We start from the raw sequence: 21,467 nt of genomic DNA, 5'->3' as shown, positions 1-21,467 counted from the left end.
CGGCGCACCGGGAATGCTGTGCTTACGGCGCCGGGTTAACCAGCATTTGCCCTACGGAGCCCCTGTCCATCATCTCCAGCGTCTGGCTGTGGAACAGGAACGGGAAGTGCGGCCAGGAAGGCTGGCCGTAGTAGACAAGCAGTTCAACCTGACCATCCACCCAGACGGTGTCTTTCCAGCCCCTGTCTTCCGGGAACGGCATCGCGCCGTTCACGTTGCGGATCAGGAATGACACGCCTTCAATATGGAACGACTGCGGCATGTCGGAGCGAACGGTCCAGCGCTCCCAGGTGCCCTGCTGGGCAGTAATGTCGATACGGTTAACGTCCCACAGCGCGCCGTTGATGCCCGGGTCGTCGCCGAGGCTGATATCACGGCTGCGCACCGGCGAACCGCTCATGATCTCCTGCGGCAGCAGGCGCATAGGCAGGCTGTCGGTCACCAGCGGCAGCAGGCCGGTTGGGCGCAGGGTCAGCACCAGCGTGGAGACCAGAATGCTCGACGGCTCAAAGAAGCCACGAATGCGATCCACAATGCTCGCCGCTTCGCCGCAGGTCACCGAGACTTCATCGCCGTTGGTCATATCCACGAGGATTTCACGGCGTTCACCCGGGGCAAGCGCCAGCTGTTTAACGGACACCGGCGCGGGTAAAAAGCCCTGGTCGCCAGAGATCACATGCAGCGGGCGGCCATCGCTCATCTGCAACAGATAGCGGCGCGAGTTAGAGGCGTTCAGCAGACGCAGGCGAACCCAGCCGCGCGAGACTTCGACATACGGACTTTGCGCGCCGTTGACCAGCAGCGTGTCGCCAACAAAGCCACCGCTGCCCGGCTCGCTGTATTCCGGTGTGCCAAAGTTATCCAGACGCTTGTCCTGGATAATGACCGGGAAATCATCCACGCCGTAGTGGTTTGGAATGGGCAGAGATTTACTGACCTCGTCTTCTATCAGCCACATCCCGGCCAGGCCGTTATAAACCTGCTGGGCAGTGCGGTTAGGGGTATTAGCGTGATACCACAGCGTCGCCGCGCTCTGACGGATCGGCAGCACGGGAGCCCAGTCGGCGTTAGGCGACATCATGCGCGCGGCCCCGCCAATCAACGGGCCGGGAACCTGCAACCCGCTGATGGTCATCGCCACATTTTCAGGCGTGCGGTTGCTGTAGATGAGCTTTACGTCATCGCCATTCCACACGCGGATGGTCGGCCCAAGGTAGCGCCCGTTAATGCCCCAGACTGGCGCGCGGGTTCCCTGGGTAAACGACCAGTGGCTTCGCTGTAGCGTCAGGAATAGCGGCTGCCCGCGACGGGATTCAATCAACGGCGGAATGGGCAGAGGCTGTTGCTGCCCGGCGGCGCTGGCTGTCAGCGGCATCGCACCCGCACAAAGGGCGATCCCTGAAGCCTGAATAAACTGACGCCGACTGAGTGACATATAAGCTCCATCTGAAACGACTAACAACGCGGGAATTCGTTTTCCCTTTAACGCCGGATTAGATCTTCCCGGCGGCTTCTCTCTCTGCGACTTCTTTGTCGAGCTGAGCAATATGCTGAACCATCAGTTCACGGCAGTGCGCTGCCAGCTCGCGGACCTGATCTTTACCGTATTTGCTGGTATCGACCGGCGGCAGCATCTCGACAATCACCAGCCCGTTATTCAGGCGGTTAAGATTAATCTTATTCGATGTATTGGAAACACACACGGGAATAATTGGAACGCCCGCCGCAATTGCGGCATGAAACGCCCCGGTTTTAAACGGCAGCAGACCGCGACCGCGGCTGCGCGTGCCTTCCGGGAACATCCAGATAGAAATGCGGCGCTTTTTGAAGTGGTTCACCACTTCCGCAATGGTACCGTGCGCTTTTGCGCGGTTATTACGGTCAATCAGCAAGTTACCCGTCAGCCAGTAGAGCTGGCCGAAAAAGGGGATCCACAGCAGGCTCTTCTTACCCACCGTCACGGTCGGCGGCAGCACGATGTTAGAGGCGGTCACCATATCGTAATTATTTTGATGGTTTGCGATATAGATGGCGTTACCGAAATTCTCCGCCCCTTCCGGCAGACGCTTTTCAACCTTCAGGCCAAACAGCGGCGCAAGACGACCAAACATGTGGCCGAAGGTGGCGACATGCTTCGGGTTACGCGGGCTGAACAGGCAATAGATGCAGCCGAAAACACAGACCAGAATGCAGTAGATAACGGTAAGAATAAGACGAACAATGTATAGCATAGCGACCTCTGAAGCCCTGACAGCTGACAATTATACTTCACCTGTGGCCAGGTAAGGACTTTATTACGAGCGCGTATTGTTAATCGCAACGCACGAATTAACAACGGTTTTACGGGAAATTTTATTGGATATCCCCCTCCGGAACAGAGGGGGATCGAAACGCGTTACTCTTCGCTGTCGCCCGCGCTGCTGCGTGCAGGAGAATCGATCTCCACGCGGTCGATACGCTGCAGGCCGCGCATCAGCGAACCGCGGCGTCCGCGCTCGCCCACCACCTTCTGCAACTCTTCCGGACGCAGCTTGATTTTACGCTTGCCGACATGAATGGTCAGCGTGCTCTGCGGCGGCAGAATGAAGAGATGCGCCAGGCCATCTTCACCTTTTGCGGCTTCCGCCGACGGGATGTTGATGATCTTATTGCCCTTCCCTTTTGACAACTCCGGCAGGTCGCTGACCGGGAACATCAGCATGCGCCCGGCAGATGTAATGGCCAGCAGCATGTCGCTCTCGTTCTCAACCACCAGCGGCGGCATAACGTGTGCGTTATCCGGCAGGCTGATCATGGCTTTACCGGCACGGTTACGTGACACGAGATCGTTAAAGGTACAGATAAAGCCGTAACCCGCATCAGAGGCCAACAGCAGTTTCTGGTCGTCGGCTTCCATCAGCATGTGGTCAACCGTCGCCCCCGGCGGCAGCGTCAGCTTGCCGGTCAGCGGTTCGCCCTGACCGCGCGCGGAAGGCAGCGTGATCGGATCGATGGCGTAACTGCGGCCCGTGGAGTCAATAAACGCCACCGGCTGGTTGCTCTTGCCTTTCACGGCCGCCTTGAAGCTGTCGCCCGCTTTGTAGCTCAGCCCCGGCGCGTCGATATCATGGCCTTTGGCGCTACGCACCCAGCCGCTCTGGGACAGGACGATGGTGACCGGCTCTGAAGGCTGCATGTCATGCTCGTTCATCGCCTTCGCTTCTTCGCGCTCATGCAGCGGAGAACGGCGGTCGTCGCCGAAGGCATCGGCATCGGCCTGCAACTCTTTCTTCAGCAGGGTGTTCATCTTGCGTTCGGACGCGAGGATCGCCTGCAGCTGATCGCGCTCTTTTTCCAGCTCGTTCTGCTCACCGCGGATCTTCATCTCTTCCAGCTTAGCGAGATGGCGCAGCTTCAGTTCGAGGATCGCTTCGGCCTGGGTTTCACTGATACCAAAGCGCGACATTAACGCGGGCTTCGGCTCGTCCTCGGTACGGATGATCTCAATGACTTCATCGATATTGAGGAACGCGACCAGCAAACCTTCGAGGATATGCAGGCGCTTAAGCACTTTCTCCAGACGGTGGTTCAGACGACGGCGCACCGTATCGCGACGGAAGGTCAGCCATTCGGAGAGGATCTCCAGCAGGTTTTTCACCGCCGGGCGTCCGTCCAGACCGATCATGTTCAGGTTGATGCGGTAGCTTTTTTCCAGGTCGGTGGTGGCGAACAGGTGGTTCATCACCTGCTCCATGTCCACGCGATTAGAGCGCGGCACGATCACCAGACGGGTTGGGTTTTCGTGGTCGGATTCATCGCGCAGGTCGTCCACCATCGGCAGCTTTTTATTGCGCATCTGGGAGGCGATCTGCTCCAGCACCTTGGCGCCAGAGACCTGATGCGGCAGCGCGGTGATCACCACGGCGCCGTCCTCTTTGGTCCACACCGCGCGCATGCGCACGGAGCCACGGCCGTTCTGGTAGATTTTGCGGATTTCGGCACGCGAGGTGATGATCTCAGCTTCGGTCGGGAAGTCCGGCCCCTGAACGATATCCAGCAGCTCGTCCAGCGAGGTTTTCGGCTGTTCAATCAGGGTGATGGCGGCTTTCGCCACTTCACGCAGGTTGTGTGGCGGGATGTCCGTCGCCATACCGACCGCGATACCGGTGGTGCCGTTCAGCAGGATATTCGGCAGACGCGCAGGCAGCATTTTCGGCTCCTGCAGCGTGCCGTCGAAGTTTGGCACCCAGTCCACCGTCCCCTGGCCGAGTTCGCCCAGCAGCACTTCGGCATATTTAGACAGGCGGGATTCGGTATAACGCATCGCCGCGAAGGATTTCGGATCGTCCGGTGCCCCCCAGTTCCCCTGACCGTCCACCAGCGGGTAACGATAAGAGAACGGCTGGGCCATCAGCACCATCGCTTCATAGCAGGCGCTGTCGCCGTGCGGATGGTATTTACCCAGTACGTCACCGACGGTACGGGCGGATTTCTTGAACTTGGCGGTGGCGTTCAGCCCCAGCTCGGACATCGCATAGACGATGCGACGCTGAACGGGCTTCAGGCCATCCCCGATAAACGGCAATGCCCTGTCCATGATGACGTACATGGAGTAGTTCAGGTAGGCGTTTTCCGTGAATTCATGTAGCGCGAGGCGCTCTGCCATATCGCTCATTACGTGTGATTCCTCAACTCAGAAACCGATGGGTTTCAGGCAATATTGCCGCAGATACTACCCTATCTGGCGAGTTGAGTCACAAAGAAAAAGGGCCGGATAAGCGGCCCTTTCTGGGTTATTTCGTCAGCTTGATAACCTGCTTCACGTCGATTTCAAATTCGTTCCAGTCTTTATCGACCTTACCCTGCAGCTCGACTTTATCTTGCGGGGACACGGTCACACCGTTCCAGCGCTTATGATCAATCTCAACCACCACCGTGCCGGTCTCGTCGCGGAAGGTGTAGCGGTCATCGGACAGGCGTTCGGTGATGTTCCCGCGCAGCTTCACCCAGGCGTCGTCCTTCAGGTCTTTGACTTTCGCGGCCGTTGTCAGGTTGGCGTTGTTATCAACAAAACCGCCTGCCTGCGTCTGAGTCTGGGGTTGGGTAGCTGATGGGCCCGTAAAACCGCCCTGAGCAGCGAAGACCGGTGCGGTGGTCATCATCATGATAGCAGCCATTGCAGCGAATTTTTTCATATTCATCTCTCCCTTTAATGTGGTGTCGCAATCCATTAAACAGGGTAATCCTTAACAACTTCTTAAGGGGAAAATTTATATTTTTTTACTGTACAGCAGGCGGATCCAGAGGGTTTACTGACGCCATCAAGGAGGGGATATGCGCATATTACTGGTAGAAGACGACAAGCTGATTGGTGATGGCATCAAAGCGGGCTTAAGCAAAATGGGCTTCAGCGTGGACTGGTTCACCGACGGAAAAACCGGCCAGGCGGCGCTCTGTTCTGCCCCTTACGATGCGGTGGTGCTTGACCTGACGCTACCGGAGATCGACGGTCTGGCGATCCTGCGCGCCTGGCGCGAAAGCGGGCGCAGCGAGCCGGTGCTTATCCTGACCGCGCGGGATGCGCTGAATCAGCGCGTCGAGGGGTTACGCCTGGGGGCCGATGATTACCTCTGCAAACCCTTCGCACTGATCGAAGTGGCCGCCCGCCTTGAGGCGCTGGTGCGTCGCAGCCACGGTCAGACGCGCAGCGAACTGCGTCACGGCAAAGTGACGCTCGACCCGACAAGCCTGGTCGCCACGCTGGAGGGGGAAACGCTGGCCCTCAAGCCCAAAGAGTTCGCCCTGCTGGAGTTACTGATGCGCAATGCGGGCCGCGTCCTGCCGCGTAAAGCGATCGAAGAGAAGCTCTATACGTGGGACGATGACGTCTCCAGTAACGCCGTGGAAGTTCACGTCCATCATCTGCGGCGTAAGCTGGGCAGCGAGTTTATCCGCACGGTTCATGGCATCGGCTATACCCTGGGTGACGCATGAAACTGAGCCTGAAACTCCGTCTGACGCTTCTTTTTCTGCTGCTGTCGCTGACGGCCTGGTTTGTCGCAAGCCTTGTCGCCTGGCAGCAGACGACCCACAAGCTCGATAAGCTGTTTGATACCCAGCAGATGCTGTTTGCTAAACGGCTGCTGACGATGGATCTGGATGAGATACGCGCTCCGGAGCGGATGCGCGAGATCCCCAAAAAAGTGAAGCACGGTCGCCTGGACGACGATGCTCTGGCCTTCGCCATTTACGCTACCGACGGCACGATGATCCTCAATGACGGGGAAAACGGCCGCGACATCCCGTATCACTATCGCCGCGATGGGTTTGATGACGGCAGGCTCAAAGACGACAACGATGACTGGCGTTTCTTATGGCTGACCTCGCCGGACGGGAAGTACCGCGTGGTGGTCGGTCAGGAGTGGGAATACCGGCAGGAGATGGCGCTGGATGTGGTCAGCTCGCAGCTGACGCCGTGGCTGGTGGCGCTACCGGTGATGCTGCTGTTGCTGATTGTCCTGCTGAGCCGGGAGCTTAAGCCATTGAAAAAACTGGCGCAGACGTTGCGCCTGCGCTCACCGGATGCCACCGACACTCTGCCGACACAGGGCGTGCCATCAGAAGTGCGCCCCCTTCTGGACTCCCTGAACCACCTCTTTACCCGAACCCAGGAGATGATGAGCCGCGAGCGCCGCTTTACCTCCGATGCCGCGCACGAATTACGTAGCCCGCTGGCGGCCCTGAAGGTGCAAACCGACGTGGCGCAACTCTCTCTGGACGACCCGCAGGCGCAGGAAAAAGCGCTCTCGCAGCTCCACGCGGGGATCGACCGGGCCTCCCGGCTGGTGGATCAACTCCTCACTCTCTCGCGTCTGGACTCTCTGGAAAATCTCGACGATGTCGAACCGATAAAGATGGCCGATTTACTGCAATCAGCGGTTCTGGACATCTGGCATCCGGCGCAGCAGGCGGGTATCGACGTTCGCCTGAACATCAACGCCCCACAGGCTGAACGCACGGGTCAGCCGCTGCTGTTGAGCCTGCTGGTGCGTAACCTGCTGGATAACGCCGTGCGTTACAGCCCGCGCGGTAGCGTGGTTGACGTTACGCTGGACGCCCATTGCTTCTCCGTACGCGACAACGGACCAGGGATCGCCCCCGAGGCGTTGGCCCGTATTGGCGAGCGTTTTTATCGTCCACCCGGCCAGGATGCCACGGGCAGCGGGCTGGGATTATCGATTGTAAAACGCATTGCTGCCCTGCACGGTATGCGCGTTTCACTGGATAATGCTGCGGAAGGCGGCGTTGATGTGAAGGTGTGCTGGTAAGGGATTATTGCATTTAACGCAAAAGACTTTGCACATTTTGCTCATTTTACCGTATCGCCCTCGCGCGTAGAATACTCGCCATACTCTCATCGACGAGGACAAATAATGAGCAACATTCTGATTATCAACGGTGCGAAAGAATTCGCCCACTCTAAAGGCCAGTTGAATGACACCCTGACCGAGGTCGCGGACGGCTTCCTGCGCGACGCCGGGCATGATGTTAAGGTTGTGCGCGCAGACAGCCATTACGACGTGAAAGCCGAAGTGCAGAACTTCCTGTGGGCTGACGTGGTTATCTGGCAGATGCCGGGCTGGTGGATGGGCGCACCGTGGACCGTGAAAAAATATATGGATGACGTGTTCACTGAGGGCCACGGTTCGCTGTATGCCAGCGACGGCCGTACCCGTTCAGACGCGTCTAAAAAATATGGCTCAGGCGGCCTGATTCAGGGTAAGAAATATATGCTCTCCCTGACCTGGAACGCCCCGCTGGACGCGTTCACCGATAAAGATCAGTTCTTTGAAGGCGTAGGGGTAGACGGCGCATACCTGCCGTTCCACAAGGCTAACCAGTTCCTCGGCATGGACCCGCTGCCGACCTTTATCGTCAACGACGTGATTAAAATGCCTGACGTCCCGCGCTATATCGCAGAATATCGCAAGCATCTGGCTGAAATTTTTGCTTAACTGGTAACCTGGAATTAGAAGGAGTTAATTATGCTTACCGTTATTGCTGAAATCCGTACCCGTCCTGGCCAACATCACCGCCAGGCGGTGCTGGATCAGTTCGCGAAAATTATCCCAACCGTACTGCAAGAAGAAGGCTGCCACGGCTATGCGCCGATGGTTGACGCCGCAACCAACGCCAGCTTCCAGGCCACCGCGCCGGACTCCATCATCATGGTTGAGCAGTGGGAAACCGTGGCGCATCTCGAAGCGCACCTGCAGACCGCACACATGAAAGCGTGGAGCGATGCGGTAAAAGGTGACGTGCTGGAAACCCACATCCGTATTCTGGAGCAAGGGGTGTAAAACCTGCCTTCCCTCTCCTTTCGGAGAGGGAAATATCTCTGACCTGCTATGCTTATTCTGACTTCATGATTAACAGGAGGAAGGAATGGGACTTTTTAACTTCGTAAAAGAAGCAGGCGAAAAGCTGTGGGACAACCTGACCGATCATAAAGGCCAGAGCGACAAAATCACCGAGCATCTCAAGAAACTCAACATTCCCGGCGCGGATAAAGTGCAGGTCAACGTTACCGACGGTAAAGCCAGCGTAACGGGCGACGGGCTGACCCAAGAGCAGAAAGAAAAAATCCAGGTCGCCGTCGGCAATATTGCGGGCGTCAGCGAGGTGGAAAACAACATCACCGCTACTGATGCCAAAGATGAAGCCACTTACTATACGGTGAAATCAGGCGACACCCTCAGCGCCATCTCCAAAACCGTGTACGGGGATGCCAACCAGTACAACAAGATTTTTGAGGCGAACCGCCCGATGCTCTCCAGCCCGGACAAGATTTATCCCGGCCAGACGCTGCGTATTCCTAAGGCGTAACCCACACGTCGGGGGCGTGCCCCCGACCTTTTACCAGTACGGCTTCCAACTCTGGGTGAACCGCACCAGCGCCTCAACGTAGAAGTAATCGCCCCAGCTCGCACACTCATCCACGCCTTTGTTGCTCGCCAGGTGATAGACAGCGTGCTTAAGCAGCCCGTTCCCCTTCTCGTCTTTGCCCATCAGATAGTGCTTTGTCAGTGACGACATAATCCCTTTAGCCCAGTCCAGATAACGTTCACGATCCGGATCCGTGACCGGCAACTGTTTTACCAGCTCCAGCAGCCCGCAGACGGCAATGGCCGCCGAGGAGGAATCCCGCAGCGCATCTGTCCCCAGCAGCGCCAGATCCCAGTGGCAGACATAATCCTCCGGCAGACGATTAAGAAAGTAGTTTGCCAGGCGTTTTGACAGCACAATCATCGTCTTATCGCCGGTATAGAGATAGCTCAGCATAAAACCGTAGATCCCCCACGCCTGCCCGCGGGACCAGCAGGAGTCGTCCGCGTATCCTTGCTGCGTGTTGCCGTAGCGAGGCGCGCCGGTAACCACATCCATGTAGTAGGTGTGGAACGTCGAGGCATCTTCACGAATCAGGTACCTGGCGGCCTGCATCACGTGGGCTTTTGCGGCGTCAGCAAAGCGCGCGTCGCCGGTTTGTTCCGTCGCCCAGTAGAGCAGCGGCAGATTCATGTTGCAGTCGATAATCATCCGCCCGGCCTGCTCCGGGTCTGACAGATCGCCCCAGGCCTGAATAATCTTCGCCTTCGGGTGAAAGCGCTCCAGCAGGGCTTCAGCCGCCAGCAGGGCGAACCCGCGCCCCTCGCGGTTGCCGGTCAGTCGCCAGGCCGCCACGCAGGAGAGCGTATACAGGAATCCCAAATCATGAGTGTTGGTATCATTACGCCCGGCGATGCGCAGGCCAAACGAGCGCACGTGTTTTTCAGCCATCTCGCGGAACGTTGTCTCACCGCTCATCTCCCACGCCAGCCATAGCTGCCCGGTCCAGAAGCTGGTGGTCCACTCCACGTTCTCCGTCAGCGGATAAACCCCGTTCTGGCAGGTTTCTGCCGGGAATCGGTCACCGAACGCCACCAAATGACGGCTAATCAGCTCAAGCACGTGACTGCGGGCAGAGCTGAGTTCATCACGTAATGTCCGCGATTCAACGGGGACAGGAATAGCCTGCAGGTGTTCCTCTTTGATACGACTTAACATGTTTCGGGTCCTTTAAATTACCGGGATGAGGGTTCTGCTGCGTTCAGCGAGCGGGTACCGCGCCATTTGCTCTGGCAGGCGGATAACGTAAAGGCAGAGATAAACGTAAAGGTCAGCGCCGTGGCTCCCATAATGATATAGGTGTGCTCAAAGCCGATGCGGTCATACAGATAGCCGGCAGGCGAAGAGACAACCACGTTGCCCACGTAGAGCATGGCCTGATAGCCCAGCAGATACATGGTGGCGTTAACGCGTTTATCGAAATGCTCAGCAATATATTTAAAGACCGAGACCAGCAGCAGACATATTTCCAGGCCATACAGCGGTTTCAGTACGGAAATTAACAGATGGGAATCGCACAGGCCGGAAATAATCAGTCGCGCACCGACCACCAGCCCGACAATTAACAGCCCACGCTTGGCACCAATACTATTCACCAACAGCGGGATCACCATATACATCACAAATTCCATACCCGACTGTACGGTTCCCAGATAACCGAACACCGCGTTACCCTGGTGAATATCATCAAAGAACGTGACGAAATAGCGTGAGAACTGCTGCTCGGCAATAAACATCATCCACGCCACGCCCGCCACATACAGGCAGAACGCCCAGAACTTGCGGTTACGCAGCAGGGCATAGACATCCGCAGGGGCGATTTTCTCTTTGGTCAGCACCTCGCTGGCATGAGCGGAGTTAGTGTTCACTTTCAGGCTCACAAGGACGATCAGCATGATGATGGATGCGACGCTGCCCAGAATAAAGTTATACGCTGGAGAGAGATTAAACAGCAGACCGGAGAACGAGGACGCCACGGCCCAGCCAAGCGATCCCCACATGCGAATTTGCCCGAACTCCATACCGTTTAAACGGCTAAAGCGGTCAGAATAGGATTCACACGCCGCCACGCCCGCGTACCAGGCAAAGCTTAAATAGAGCGCGCCAATGATAATCCCCACCAGAGTATTGGACATCAGCAGCGGCTGATAAACATAAATAAAGAACGGCGCCATCAGTGTGGACATGGCAACCACAAAATAGAGCAGGTATTTACTCATGCCGATCTTATCGAGAATATAGCCGTAGATCGGTTTAAGAATGACTGAGAAGATACCGTTGACCGCAAAGACAGTGCCAATTACCGAGCCGCTGAGATTCGCCTTTTGGCCGAGCCAGATGGCTAATAGCCCAATACTGGCAGACCAGGTAAAGAAATAGAGAAATATAAAGCTGCTGATTTTGTAATATTCGGTTCTGTTCGTTGTAGATGCACTTTTCATATCATCCTCGCCGACGTGTAGGGTCAGATTTTTTATAATGTGAACGACAGCTTACGTTCGCCTCCGGGTTCGCGGATCGCGACCTGGTCAGGGGTCATCTTCAGTTCAGGTGCCAATGCCGCGGGGGGTTTCTCGCTGGCCACGACGGCGCAACAGAGCCAGCTCTCTCCCTGAGGGAGATCGGTTTTTAACAGCGGAATGGATGCGCATTCCGGGAACATAATGCTGCTGTTCGGCGGCGTGACGATGCTGTCTGGCTCCCGGGCAATGGCCGGGGAGAGATCGACAATCACGCTGCTGCCGTTGCTGGCCGTCAGGTAACAGCCACGCTCATGAATGTGGTGTTCGGTTTTCATCACCGCAAAACCGCCCTCCACTGCCTGAAGGGTGCGAGCGCTGTTAATGCGGTGCAGACGCACGTGCCACTCGCCAAAGGGAATTTGCCAGGTTTCGACATGGACATCATGCCAGGGTGACCAGCGTGAATAGAGGTAGTTCTCATCCACCCGCACCTCCGCGCATTCGCGACGCCCACGGAAGTAGTTATCCCCCTCCGCCAGCAGTAACATCGAGTCGCAGGCGGCATGTTTCAGGCCAAAGCGTCCCCGTTCGAGGGTGAAGCCAAAGCGGCTTGAGTACGCAAATCTGGTGTATTTGGCTTCGGTGTTGACGTAGTTATTCAGCTCAAGCTGACCGGCAGTGAGCATCGTGACGTGCTGTGAGTTATCCGCATGCATCAGGATGTGCTGCGCTGGGTGGATCACGCGTTTTTCCGCCAGCGAGGGGAGCGGCTGCTCTTCTGCCTGCCAGAACGGGTGTGACTCCGGCAAGGCCAGAATCAGGTACGTTTTCAGCGCCCAGTACGGTGAGCCGGGGGCGTTATAATCCTCACACATCACCAGGTTGGGATAAGTAAAACCGAGGGTCAAAATACCGTCGCGATCGGTCATCGGCTGCCGCTGCCACCAGCGAAGATGGCGCAGCACAATGCCCTTCACGATGCCCGGCGAGAAGACATTCAGCCCGGAAAAGGCCACGGCGCTCCAGAAAGCGACCATCGCGAAGCGATAGGTGAGGCTCCGGCCAAACGGTACCGACGCGCCGTCGGCGGCAGACCAGTAAATAAAATCTTCGGCAAACTGACGGGCACGCTCGCGTAACACCTCCGCCCTTTTTTCATCACCGCCGAGGGTGGCATAAATCAGGCCGTAGAAGTGGAACGCCATTGAGATGTAGTAATCCTTCGGGCGGCCCGGGCCGTCAGAATACCAGCCGTCACCCAGATAATACGCCTCCATCATCGCAAACCGACGGTCGATGGCGCGCGGATCATGCGGCAGCCCGGCACATTTGAAGCCAAGCTGCACCATAATCGCGAAGTAGTTCCAGTTGCTGTCCGGCATCTGCGCATCGGTGATCTGGTTGAGCCACGCGTGCAGGTTCATTACCTCACGTTCGCTGAAGCGGCGGGTGAGCTTATCCCCCAGCAGCGCCAGCCCCAGGCCGTAAGCCGCCATCTCCACCAGACGCTGGTCGTACGGGCCGGTTTCCCCCCAATAGCCCGGGCTCTGCGGATCGGTGCCGAGCTTAATGGCGGTCAGGTACTTCTCACTAAACGGCTCGTCCCCGCCGCCCGCCATCAGCGGAAACAGCCCCCACAGCGCACGGGATAGCCCTTCCATCTGCGCAATCTCCGTGGGGTAGTGCGCACAGGTTTCTCCCAGCGAGAACCGGGAACAATCCTGCGGAAAGGACTTATCCAGCGCGCCCAGCAGGTCATGTAACGACGCCACTACCTCCTGGCGCGAAGACAATGGATTTGATTTTTTAGACATACGCTCGCCCTCGTCATCAACTGCGACGAAGGATAGTGAATCCGCAAGGGGGATAAATGTTAGCCACGTCACAGCCGTGAAGGCTAAATAAACCTCCAGTTGAGAAAATTTAAAAAGGTGGTTTATAACGAGAAGATAACGGCAGAAAATTGAGTTTTATTGCACTATGCGCGACACGCCCACCTCCGACCGGCTGGAACTGATCACTTTAAATGACACCGTCGTGTCATTCAGCCGTCTGTTTGCCAATACCGTGCGTTATCATCACTGGCATCAGTGTCTGGAGATTCTGTATGTAGAAGAAGGATTTGGCGTCGCCATTGTCGATAACCGTCACTACACCATGCGCCCCGGGCGGCTGTTTTTCTTTCCGCCGTTTACCCTGCATAAAGTGAGGGTGGATGAGCAGGCAGAAGCGATTTACCGACGTACCATTATTCATCTCGACCCTCACGCGGTGCTCACAGCCCTGCGCGATTTTCCCCACACGCAGCAGCGGCTGCAGAAACTTTCTGCCCGCGGCGCGGGAGCGTGGGTCGCCGATCTGGCGCACTGCCATCACCATGTCGATCATCTGCTCGGCTGTTACCCGTCGCCTTTAACCCGCGAGGGAATAGCCGCGCTGTTGATTGGTTTATTCGCCATGCTCCCGGACGATAATGCCCGTGCGCCGGGCAGTAGCCTTGGGCTCGCCAGCCAGGTGATGTTCTGGCTGGACGAACATTACCAGGAGAAATTTCGCCTGGATGCACTGGCAGAAACGCTGGGGAAATCCCGCAGCTACGTATCGCGAAAATTCCATGCGGAAACGGGCGAGAAGATCCACAACTATCTGAATACGCTAAGGCTGCGCAAGGCCTGCGAGCGCCTGCTGCACAGCGAGGCGAGCGTACGCGAGATTGCCACCCAGGTGGGATTTTCCGACGTGACGTGGTTTATCAGCGCGTTTAAGAAGGGAATTGGCGAGACGCCGTTGCAGTACCGGAAGAACCATGCTGACCGATGAACGGCGTGAGCGCCCGGCATGCTTTAACCGCTCTTCTTCCCCGGCTTTAACCCACGATGAAACTCGTTGATGCGCTTCATGGATTTGATGGTGCGCTGCGGCTCGGTGGAGGCGACGGACAAAATAATCATCTCCAGGCACAGCAGCACCGTACCGTGCAGCGGGATTTTGCCTTTTTCTCCGCCGCGTGGCACATGGATCACCACGCTGGCCTCTTTGCTGAAACGCGAGTCCAGGGCGTTGGTCAGCAAAATCGTCGGGATCCCCAGACGTTTGGCTTCCCGCAACGTGGTTTGTCCTTCCCGGTGTGCAGATTTTTGCGCCATCATCACCAGTACATCGCCGCGCTGGAGCGCAATCAACTGTTCGGCAAGGCCTATCCCGGTGCGGTTGAGCGGCATGGCGGGGAGCCCCATCCGGCTGAATAATCTGGCGGTGTACTCGGCCAGAATACCGGAGGCACCAATGCCGAAGATCGCCACCTGCCTGGCCTGTGCCAGCAGCGACACCGCCTGCGCCATCGCATAACGGTTGTGCGGTTGCGACAAGACCTCACAGGTGTGCTGATGCCCTTCCAGCACAAAATCGATGCTCGCGTTAACGTCGCTGGTGAGCGTGTTAACCGTCGAGGAGATCTTTTCGCTGGACGTCACCACCGGACCAAACCACTGCTCCAGCGTCTGCTTCAGATCGCGCAGCCCGGCAAAACCCAGCGCCTGGATCGCGCGGACCACGGTGGCGTCCGAGGTTTTTAGCAGCGTGGCGATTTCAATTGCCGTCTGCTCCATCACCGCTTCCCGGTTCTCGTTGATGTAGCGCGCCACCTGCAGCAGACGCGGCGTCAGATGATGTGCACGTGCGCGAAAGCGCTCCCCGTAAACATCCACTCGCCCTTTCTCTTTACGGATCACGGTGATACCTCCGGCAATGGCCGCCCGGCAATCTGCGACTGTACCTGCGCGGCCATCAGCCCTAAAGAGGCGAAGGAGTTCGAAATGGCCTCTTCGCGTGAAATCAGCACGTAGTGGCCGGTCCGACAGGCGTTCAGGAACTGGCACCAGCCCGGCATCACCGCCTCCATCGCCGCCAGCTCGTCCTGCGGTTTACCCCCGGTGTCGCCGCGCCAGGTGGCAAAGACAAAATCGGCGTCCAGCTCCGGCAGACGTTCGGCGCTGACGTCAATCCGTCCCCCTTCAGGAATACTCTCAATCAGCGGCGGGAAGGTAAATCCGGCGTCACGCAGCACGCGGCCTAAAGAGTGGTAGCTGTGCATGGCATTGATTTTTCCCTGGTTAGCCTGAATCACCGACACGGTGATTTTGCGCGTATCGATGGTCGCCTTCAGCGCCTTGATTTGCTCCTGATAGCGGCGCTCCAGGATTTTCAGCCGCGCCTGCGTACCGGTGAGCTGCGCCAGCTTGCGGTAGATCTCCGGTGCACCGCCGTCGAGATGGTCGATACTCACCGTCGGGGCAATCTTTTCCAGCTGTTCCACCGGCGTGTTGCGGGTCGGCTCGGTGATGATCAGATCGGGTTTGGCGGCGGCAATGGCTTCAATGTCGATATCCGCCGTGCCGATGAATTTGATGTCGGAATTATCGAAATCCACCCCCGTCAGCATGCCGCTGGCGCGCAGAAAATGGCTGCCGTCCGGGCGCGTGCGGCCGTGGCTGGCGACGGGCGGTACGCCAAGCTCAATCAGTGGAATGGTGATATCCAGGTCGTGCAGCGAGACGATCCGCTTCGGGTGAAGCGGCACCTCCACCTTACGCCCCAGATCGTCAGTGAACGTCTGCGTCGGCTCCGCCGCACTCACCGCAAACCCTATCAGCAACAGCATCGAAACAAGTACGCGCATCTTAGTCCTCTAAAATCTGTCCCGACGCTGCCAGAGCAGCAGCAGGAAAAACGGTCCGCCAATCAGTGAAATCACAATTCCCGCCGGTAACTGCAACGGCAGGAATGCCAGCCGCCCGACGGTATCCGCCAGCAGCACCAGCAGCGCACCCAGCACGGCACTGCCCATCAACAACGCGGTTTGCCCACCGCGCAGCATCAGACGCGCCATATGCGGCGCAATCAGCCCCACAAAACCAATACTCCCCACGCAGGAGACACAGGCCGCCGTTAACATCACCGGCGCGAGAACGCGCAGTAGGGCTAATCGTGCGGTGCGAACCCCGAGCCCCGTTGCGGCGTGGTTACCCAGCAATGCCACGTCAGCCGCGCGGGCGGTAAAGAGCAGTAGCGCAAACGCCGGGGCCGCCCAGGCTGCGGCGATACCGACCAGCGTCCAGTTTGCCGCGTGCAGGCTCCCTGCCAGCCACAGCATCGCCGTCTGCACATCGCGCACGTCGGCGGTGGTCATAAAGATCCCCATTGCCGCAGAGAAGGCCCATGACACGCCAATCCCAATCAGAATAAAACGCGGACGCGAGATATCGCGGGCCAGCGCCACCACCAGCAGCGCGGTAATGAGACCACCGGCCATCCCGACCAGCGGACGCCAGGCCGGCCCCAGCGCAGGGAACTGAAAAATCAGCAGCAGTACCGCCGCGCTGCAGCCCTCTTTCACGCCGATAAGCCCCGGATCGGCCAGGCCATTGCGGGTGATGGACTGCATCGCCGCCCCCGCCATGCCCAGCATCGCGCCGCTTAAAATGGCCATCAGCAGCCGTGGCAGGCGGATATCCATCACGATATAGCGCGCATCGGCCTCCAGGGGTTCTCCGGAGAACAGCGCGCGCCCGATGGCGGAAGTGGGAATGGGAAGCGAACCGTGCGTCAGGCCAAACCCCAGCAGGAGAATGCCCATTAGAGCGATAAGCGTAACGCGCGCCACTGCCGCCGGGCGTACCTGCCCGGAAAACGGCCCGACACGCCATGCACGCAGTCCGGCCCGGCTCATTTGAACATCCTTGATGCCATCAGGATAAAGAGAGGAGCACCCACCAGCGCGGTCATGATCCCGGTCGCCAGCTCATACGGCGTAAACAGCGTACGGGCCGCGATATCCGCCAGCAGTAACACCAGCGCCCCGCACAGGGCAGAAAGCGGCACCATCACGCGTAAGTCCACCGACACCAGACGGCGGATAAGCTGCGGCACGACCAGGCCAATAAAACCAATCGGCCCGGCAATGGAGACGGCTGCGCCGCAAAGCAGCGCAATCGCCAGCAGAGCCAAAAGGCGAGTTTTGAGCAGCGACACGCCCAGCCCCTGCGCCATCCGGTCGCCCAGGGCCAGCATATTGAGCGATGGCGACAGCCAGAGCGCCAGAGCGACCCCCACAGCGGCAACCCAGGATGCGCTGCGAACGATTTCCGCGTTAAGCCCGGCAAGATCTCCCGCCAGCCAGGTGCGCATGGCAAGCAGCGTCTGTTCATCCAGAATCAGCACCGTGGCGGTAATCGACGACGCAAACGCCGACATCGCCACGCCGCATAAGGTAATTTTCATTGGCGTGAGGCCGGTTCGCCCTGAAGAGGAGAACGTCAACACCAGCATAAACAGCGCGGCGGCACCCACAGCGGCAATCAGCGGGCGGCCAAACGGCAAGGTAAACCCGAGCGCGCTGGTCAGCACCACGGCCAGCGCCGCCCCCGCGTTAAGCCCCAGAATATGCGGCTCGCCCAGCGGGTTACGGATCACCGACTGTAACAACACGCCCGCCACGCCCAGCGCCGCCCCGGTGACCATGGCGGCAGCCAGCCGTATCAGGCGTAATCTGACAATCACGTTGTGATCGAAATTGCGCGGGTCGAAATGAAGCAAGGCCTGCACCACCGTCTGGGGAGCAATGACACGCGCACCGATACCCAGGTGGGCAATCGCGCCCATCACCAGCAGCAAGGCAAACAGCAGGAAAGCCAGTGACGTTCGCATCATAATTTTTCCGCCGCCTGGCGGAATGGCATAAAGAACGGCTTACCGGTCAGGGGATTAACCGACATATGGACATCGACATCAAACACCGCTTTGATGAGTTCCGGCGTGCAGACGTCGCCTTCATGCAATACCCCCTCGACTTTGCCCTGGCGTAAAAAAACCAGGGAATCGCCATAGTTAACGGCGAAGTTGAGATCGTGGAGCACCACCACCACCGTACGGTCATGCTGGCGGGTCAGGGTATGCAGCAGCTCGAGGATCTCCACCTGATAGCGAAGATCGAGAAAGGTTGTCGGTTCATCCAGCAGGATATAGGGCGTTTGCTGCGCCAGGGCCATTGCGATCCAGCAGCGCTGGCGCTGGCCGCCGGAGAGGCTTTCGACGGGCTGATGTGCAAACTCTGCCGTACCGGTCAGGTGCAGAGCCTCTTCAACGGCCTGCTCGTCTTCATCGCTCCACTGGCGCATAAAATTTTGCCAGGGAAAACGGCCGCGTGATACCAGCTCAAACACGGTCAGCCCTTCCGGCAGCAGCGGAGATTGCGGCAGGATCCCCAGCTGGCGGGCTACCGCTCTGGTTGGTTGCTCGTGAATGGCTTTGCCATCAAGCAGTGCGGCCCCGCCAAGTGGTTGCAGCAGACGCGCGATAGTGCTCAGCAGCGTGGATTTTCCACAGCCGTTCGCCCCTACCAGCACGGTCATTTTCTGCCGGGGGATCGCAAGGGAGATATCATCGACGATGATTTTTTTCTGGTAGCCCGCGGAGAGGTTCTCCAGAACCAGCCCCGGTTTATGGGTGTTGTGCGCCACGTGAATGCCAACTTAATAAAAAACGAACAAATAAAAATAAAACTCATTCTCTTTTGAGAGTTTGCCGCTGCGCCATGTAGTAGTCAAGGGGATAAACACCCTGATAAAGCCAGGGTTAAATAACAGGTACTACAGCGGCGCTTTTATTTTTTATTTAAGCGTTTTCAATGAATTATATGGAATCTACTTATATCAGGACGGGAGGTTTCAGGCTGTAGCCGATTTTTGCTTTTTTCCGTTTACTACTACATTGCCGCATGATTGAATGATTCTCAATTACATGTTCGATGCCACACGGCTAACGAGCAGACAATTAAGGGCAATGACTCATACATTCTTCCGCGCCCTTCATGCGCGGGATCTTTTGGGAAAACAGATGTAATGGCTACGTTCACACCTTCTCTCTCTGGGGTAAAAGGGCGCGCGCTCTTTTCACTGCTGTTTATGGCACCGCTGGTGCAGGCGGCCGACACCGCAACGGCTAACGACGGCGAAACGCTGACCGTCACCGCCGATCCCCATGCCGTGGCTGAGGCCACAAACGGCTATCAGCCGCTTAACACCTCCACCGCCACGCTAACCAACATGCCGATGCTGGATATTCCGCAGGTGGTGAATACCGTCAGTGATAAAGTGCTGGAAGATCAGCACGCTACTTCGCTTGATGAAGCCCTTTATAACGTCAGCAACGTGGTGCAGACCAACACCCTGGGCGGTACGCAGGATGCGTTTGTGCGCCGGGGATTTGGCGCGAACCGCGACGGGTCAATAATGACCAACGGTCTGCGCACCGTGCTGCCGCGCAGCTTTAATGCCGCGACCGAGCGCGTGGAGGTGCTGAAAGGGCCGGCCTCAACGCTGTATGGCATTCTCGATCCTGGCGGCCTGATCAACGTGGTTACCAAACGCCCGGAAACCCGCTTCGGCGGCTCAATTTCCGCTACCTCCTCAAGCTTTGGCGGCGGCACCGGGCAGGTTGATGTCACCGGCCCGATTGACGGCACGCGGCTGGCGTATCGCCTGACGGGCGAGTATCAGGATGAAGATTACTGGCGTAATTTTGGCAACGAGCGCAGCACCTTTATCGCCCCGTCGTTGACCTGGTTTGGTGATGATGCCACCGTGACCGTGCTCTATTCACATCGCGACTATAAGACGCCGTTCGATCGAGGAACCATTTTCGATCTCAGCACCAAACAACCGGTAAACGTGGATCGTAAAACCCGCTTTGACGAGCCGTTTAACGTTACCGACGGGCAGTCCGATCTGGCGCAGCTTAACGCCGAATATCGTCTCAACAGCCAGTGGACCGCGAAGTTTGACTACAGCTTTAGCCAGGATAAATACAGCGATAACCAGGCGCGCGTGATGGCCTATGACGCCAAAACGGGTAATCTGACCCGCCGCGTGGATGCAACCCAGGGCTCGACTCAGCGTATGCACAGTACGCGTGCGGATCTGCAGGGGAACGTAGATATCGCGGGCTTTTACAATGAGATCCTGACCGGTGTGTCGTATGAGAATTACGATCTGCTGCGTACGGACATGATGCGCTGTAAGAACGTTAAAGATTTCAATATCTACCATCCGACCTACGGCAATCTCAGCAAATGCACCACCGTCTCCGCCGCTGATAGCGACCAGACGCTCAAACAGGAAAGCTACTCCGCCTACGCGCAGGACGCCCTGTATCTCACCGATAAATGGATTGCCGTTGCCGGGCTGCGTTACCAGTATTACACCCAGTATGCGGGTAAGGGCCGCCCGTTCAATGTGAATACCGACAGCCGCGACGAACAGTGGACGCCGAAGCTGGGGCTGGTCTACAAGCTCACGCCATCCGTCTCACTGTTTGCTAACTATTCCCAGACGTTTATGCCGCAATCGTCCATTGCTAGCTACATTGGTGACCTGCCGCCGGAAACGTCTAATGCTTACGAAGTGGGGGCTAAATTTGACCTGTTCGATGGCATTACCGCCAACATCGCGCTGTTTGATATTCACAAGCGCAACGTGCTGTACAACGAAAGCGTGGGGGGTGAAACCATCGCCAAAACCGCTGGCCGCGTACGCTCGCAGGGTGTGGAGGTGGATCTTGCCGGATCGCTGACTGAGAATACCAATATTATCGCCAGCTACGGCTACACCGACGCCAAAGTGCTGGAGGATCCAGACTACGCGGGTAAGCCCCTGCCGAACGTGCCGCGTCATACCGGTTCTCTGTTCCTGACTTACGACATTCATAACGCGATCGGCGGGAATACCCTGACGCTTGGCGGCGGTGGGCACGGCGTGAGCCGTCGTTCAGCGACCAACGGTGCGGATTATTATTTGCCGGGATACTTTGTTGCCGATGCCTTTGTGGCCTACAAAATGAAGCTGAAGTATCCGGTGACGCTGCAGGTGAACGTGAAGAACCTGTTTGATAAAACCTACTACACCTCGTCCATTGCGACCAACAACCTGGGCAACCAGATTGGCGACCCGCGCGAAGTGCAGTTTACGGTGAAGATGGCGTTTTGATTTCAGTGCGGGGTGTTCCCCTCACCCTAACCCTCTCCCC

At 57.6% G+C, this 21,467-nt stretch carries 19 protein-coding genes; 7 read left to right on the top strand and 12 right to left on the bottom strand.

The genetic code is table 11. The features are described 5' to 3' along the window. Positions 1–22 precede the first annotated feature (22 nt). The 4 genes from ftsP to HX884_RS06870 form a co-directional block, all read right to left on the bottom strand. Positions 23–1,435, bottom strand: a complete 1,413-nt coding sequence (gene ftsP, locus HX884_RS06885) for a cell division protein FtsP (protein ID WP_013098721.1) — start codon at positions 1,433–1,435, stop codon at positions 23–25. Between the two features lie 58 nt (positions 1,436–1,493). After that, positions 1,494–2,231, bottom strand: coding sequence for a 1-acylglycerol-3-phosphate O-acyltransferase (gene plsC / locus HX884_RS06880; RefSeq protein WP_013098722.1), 738 nt, complete (start codon positions 2,229–2,231; stop codon positions 1,494–1,496). Between the two features lie 164 nt (positions 2,232–2,395). Next, on the bottom strand, positions 2,396–4,654 hold the full coding sequence (gene parC / locus HX884_RS06875) for a DNA topoisomerase IV subunit A (protein ID WP_020689495.1): 2,259 nt from the start codon (positions 4,652–4,654) through the stop codon (positions 2,396–2,398). 118 nt (positions 4,655–4,772) lie between these two features. Continuing rightward, on the bottom strand, positions 4,773–5,174 hold the full coding sequence (locus HX884_RS06870; RefSeq protein ID WP_020689494.1) for a YgiW/YdeI family stress tolerance OB fold protein: 402 nt from the start codon (positions 5,172–5,174) through the stop codon (positions 4,773–4,775). Between the two features lie 139 nt (positions 5,175–5,313). Here HX884_RS06870 and qseB point away from each other — a divergent pair, with 139 nt between their 5' ends. The 5 genes from qseB to lysM all read left to right on the top strand — a co-directional run bounded on the left by qseB (position 5,314) and on the right by lysM (position 8,865). Continuing rightward, positions 5,314–5,973, top strand: coding sequence for a quorum sensing response regulator transcription factor QseB (qseB, locus tag HX884_RS06865; protein ID WP_020689493.1), 660 nt, complete (start codon positions 5,314–5,316; stop codon positions 5,971–5,973). Further along, a complete protein-coding gene (gene qseC, locus HX884_RS06860) occupies positions 5,970–7,307 on the top strand; it encodes a quorum sensing histidine kinase QseC (RefSeq protein WP_178327896.1) in 1,338 nt (445 codons plus the stop codon). Before qseB ends, qseC begins: the two co-directional genes overlap by 4 nt. Before the next feature lie 105 nt (positions 7,308–7,412). Continuing rightward, a complete protein-coding gene (locus HX884_RS06855) occupies positions 7,413–7,994 on the top strand; it encodes an NAD(P)H-dependent oxidoreductase (RefSeq protein ID WP_013098727.1) in 582 nt (193 codons plus the stop codon). A 30-nt stretch (positions 7,995–8,024) separates the two neighbouring features. After that, entirely contained in the window at positions 8,025–8,339 is a 315-nt protein-coding gene (locus HX884_RS06850) for a putative quinol monooxygenase (protein ID WP_013098728.1), read from the top strand. Positions 8,340–8,424: 85 nt separating this feature from the next. Then, positions 8,425–8,865: a peptidoglycan-binding protein LysM gene (gene lysM, locus HX884_RS06845; protein WP_013098729.1), complete on the top strand. Its 441-nt coding sequence runs from the start codon at positions 8,425–8,427 to the stop codon at positions 8,863–8,865. Between the two features lie 30 nt (positions 8,866–8,895). Here lysM and HX884_RS06840 read toward each other — a convergent pair whose 3' ends face one another. From HX884_RS06840 to HX884_RS06830, 3 genes are read right to left on the bottom strand one after another with little or no spacing between them, the layout of a single operon-like run. Next, complete coding sequence (locus tag HX884_RS06840; protein ID WP_178327895.1) at positions 8,896–10,083, bottom strand: glycoside hydrolase family 88 protein; 1,188 nt, start codon at positions 10,081–10,083, stop codon at positions 8,896–8,898. Between the two features lie 17 nt (positions 10,084–10,100). Beyond that, positions 10,101–11,366 carry an oligosaccharide MFS transporter gene (locus tag HX884_RS06835; protein WP_178327894.1) on the bottom strand — a complete coding sequence of 422 codons (1,266 nt, stop codon included), beginning with the start codon at positions 11,364–11,366 and terminating at the stop codon, positions 10,101–10,103. Positions 11,367–11,398: 32 nt separating this feature from the next. Then, positions 11,399–13,201 carry a DUF2264 domain-containing protein gene (locus tag HX884_RS06830; RefSeq protein WP_178327893.1) on the bottom strand — a complete coding sequence of 601 codons (1,803 nt, stop codon included), beginning with the start codon at positions 13,199–13,201 and terminating at the stop codon, positions 11,399–11,401. A gap of 166 nt (positions 13,202–13,367) precedes the next feature. On the opposite strand from HX884_RS06830, the gene HX884_RS06825 reads away from it, so the two are divergent. Next, positions 13,368–14,207, top strand: coding sequence for an AraC family transcriptional regulator (locus HX884_RS06825; RefSeq protein ID WP_058678713.1), 840 nt, complete (start codon positions 13,368–13,370; stop codon positions 14,205–14,207). Positions 14,208–14,230: 23 nt separating this feature from the next. Here the strand turns inward: HX884_RS06825 and HX884_RS06820 are convergent, their stop codons facing one another. From HX884_RS06820 to HX884_RS06800, 5 genes are read right to left on the bottom strand one after another with little or no spacing between them, the layout of a single operon-like run. Then, positions 14,231–15,118, bottom strand: coding sequence for a MurR/RpiR family transcriptional regulator (locus HX884_RS06820; protein ID WP_178327892.1), 888 nt, complete (start codon positions 15,116–15,118; stop codon positions 14,231–14,233). Further along, positions 15,115–16,065: an iron-siderophore ABC transporter substrate-binding protein gene (locus HX884_RS06815; protein WP_029883033.1), complete on the bottom strand. Its 951-nt coding sequence runs from the start codon at positions 16,063–16,065 to the stop codon at positions 15,115–15,117. Before HX884_RS06815 ends, HX884_RS06820 begins: the two co-directional genes overlap by 4 nt. 9 nt (positions 16,066–16,074) lie before the next feature. Next, complete coding sequence (locus HX884_RS06810) at positions 16,075–17,115, bottom strand: iron ABC transporter permease (RefSeq protein WP_178327891.1); 1,041 nt, start codon at positions 17,113–17,115, stop codon at positions 16,075–16,077. After that, positions 17,112–18,095 (bottom strand): iron ABC transporter permease, encoded by a 984-nt coding sequence (locus tag HX884_RS06805; protein ID WP_038983470.1) that lies wholly within the window; start codon positions 18,093–18,095, stop codon positions 17,112–17,114. Before HX884_RS06805 ends, HX884_RS06810 begins: the two co-directional genes overlap by 4 nt. Then, on the bottom strand, positions 18,092–18,904 hold the full coding sequence (locus HX884_RS06800; protein ID WP_058680866.1) for an ABC transporter ATP-binding protein: 813 nt from the start codon (positions 18,902–18,904) through the stop codon (positions 18,092–18,094). The genes HX884_RS06805 and HX884_RS06800 overlap by 4 nt, the downstream gene beginning before the upstream one ends. 381 nt (positions 18,905–19,285) lie before the next feature. Here HX884_RS06800 and HX884_RS06795 point away from each other — a divergent pair, with 381 nt between their 5' ends. Then, on the top strand, positions 19,286–21,427 hold the full coding sequence (locus tag HX884_RS06795) for a TonB-dependent siderophore receptor (protein WP_048971850.1): 2,142 nt from the start codon (positions 19,286–19,288) through the stop codon (positions 21,425–21,427). Positions 21,428–21,467: the final 40 nt, after the last annotated feature.

It is taken from the genome of Enterobacter sp. SECR19-1250, from assembly GCF_013391025.1.
In the GTDB taxonomy this organism is placed as follows: Bacteria; Pseudomonadota; Gammaproteobacteria; order Enterobacterales; family Enterobacteriaceae; genus Enterobacter; species Enterobacter cloacae.
The sequence above is the reverse complement of the archived record's forward strand: the minus strand, read 5'-3'. Positions and strand labels throughout refer to the sequence as shown.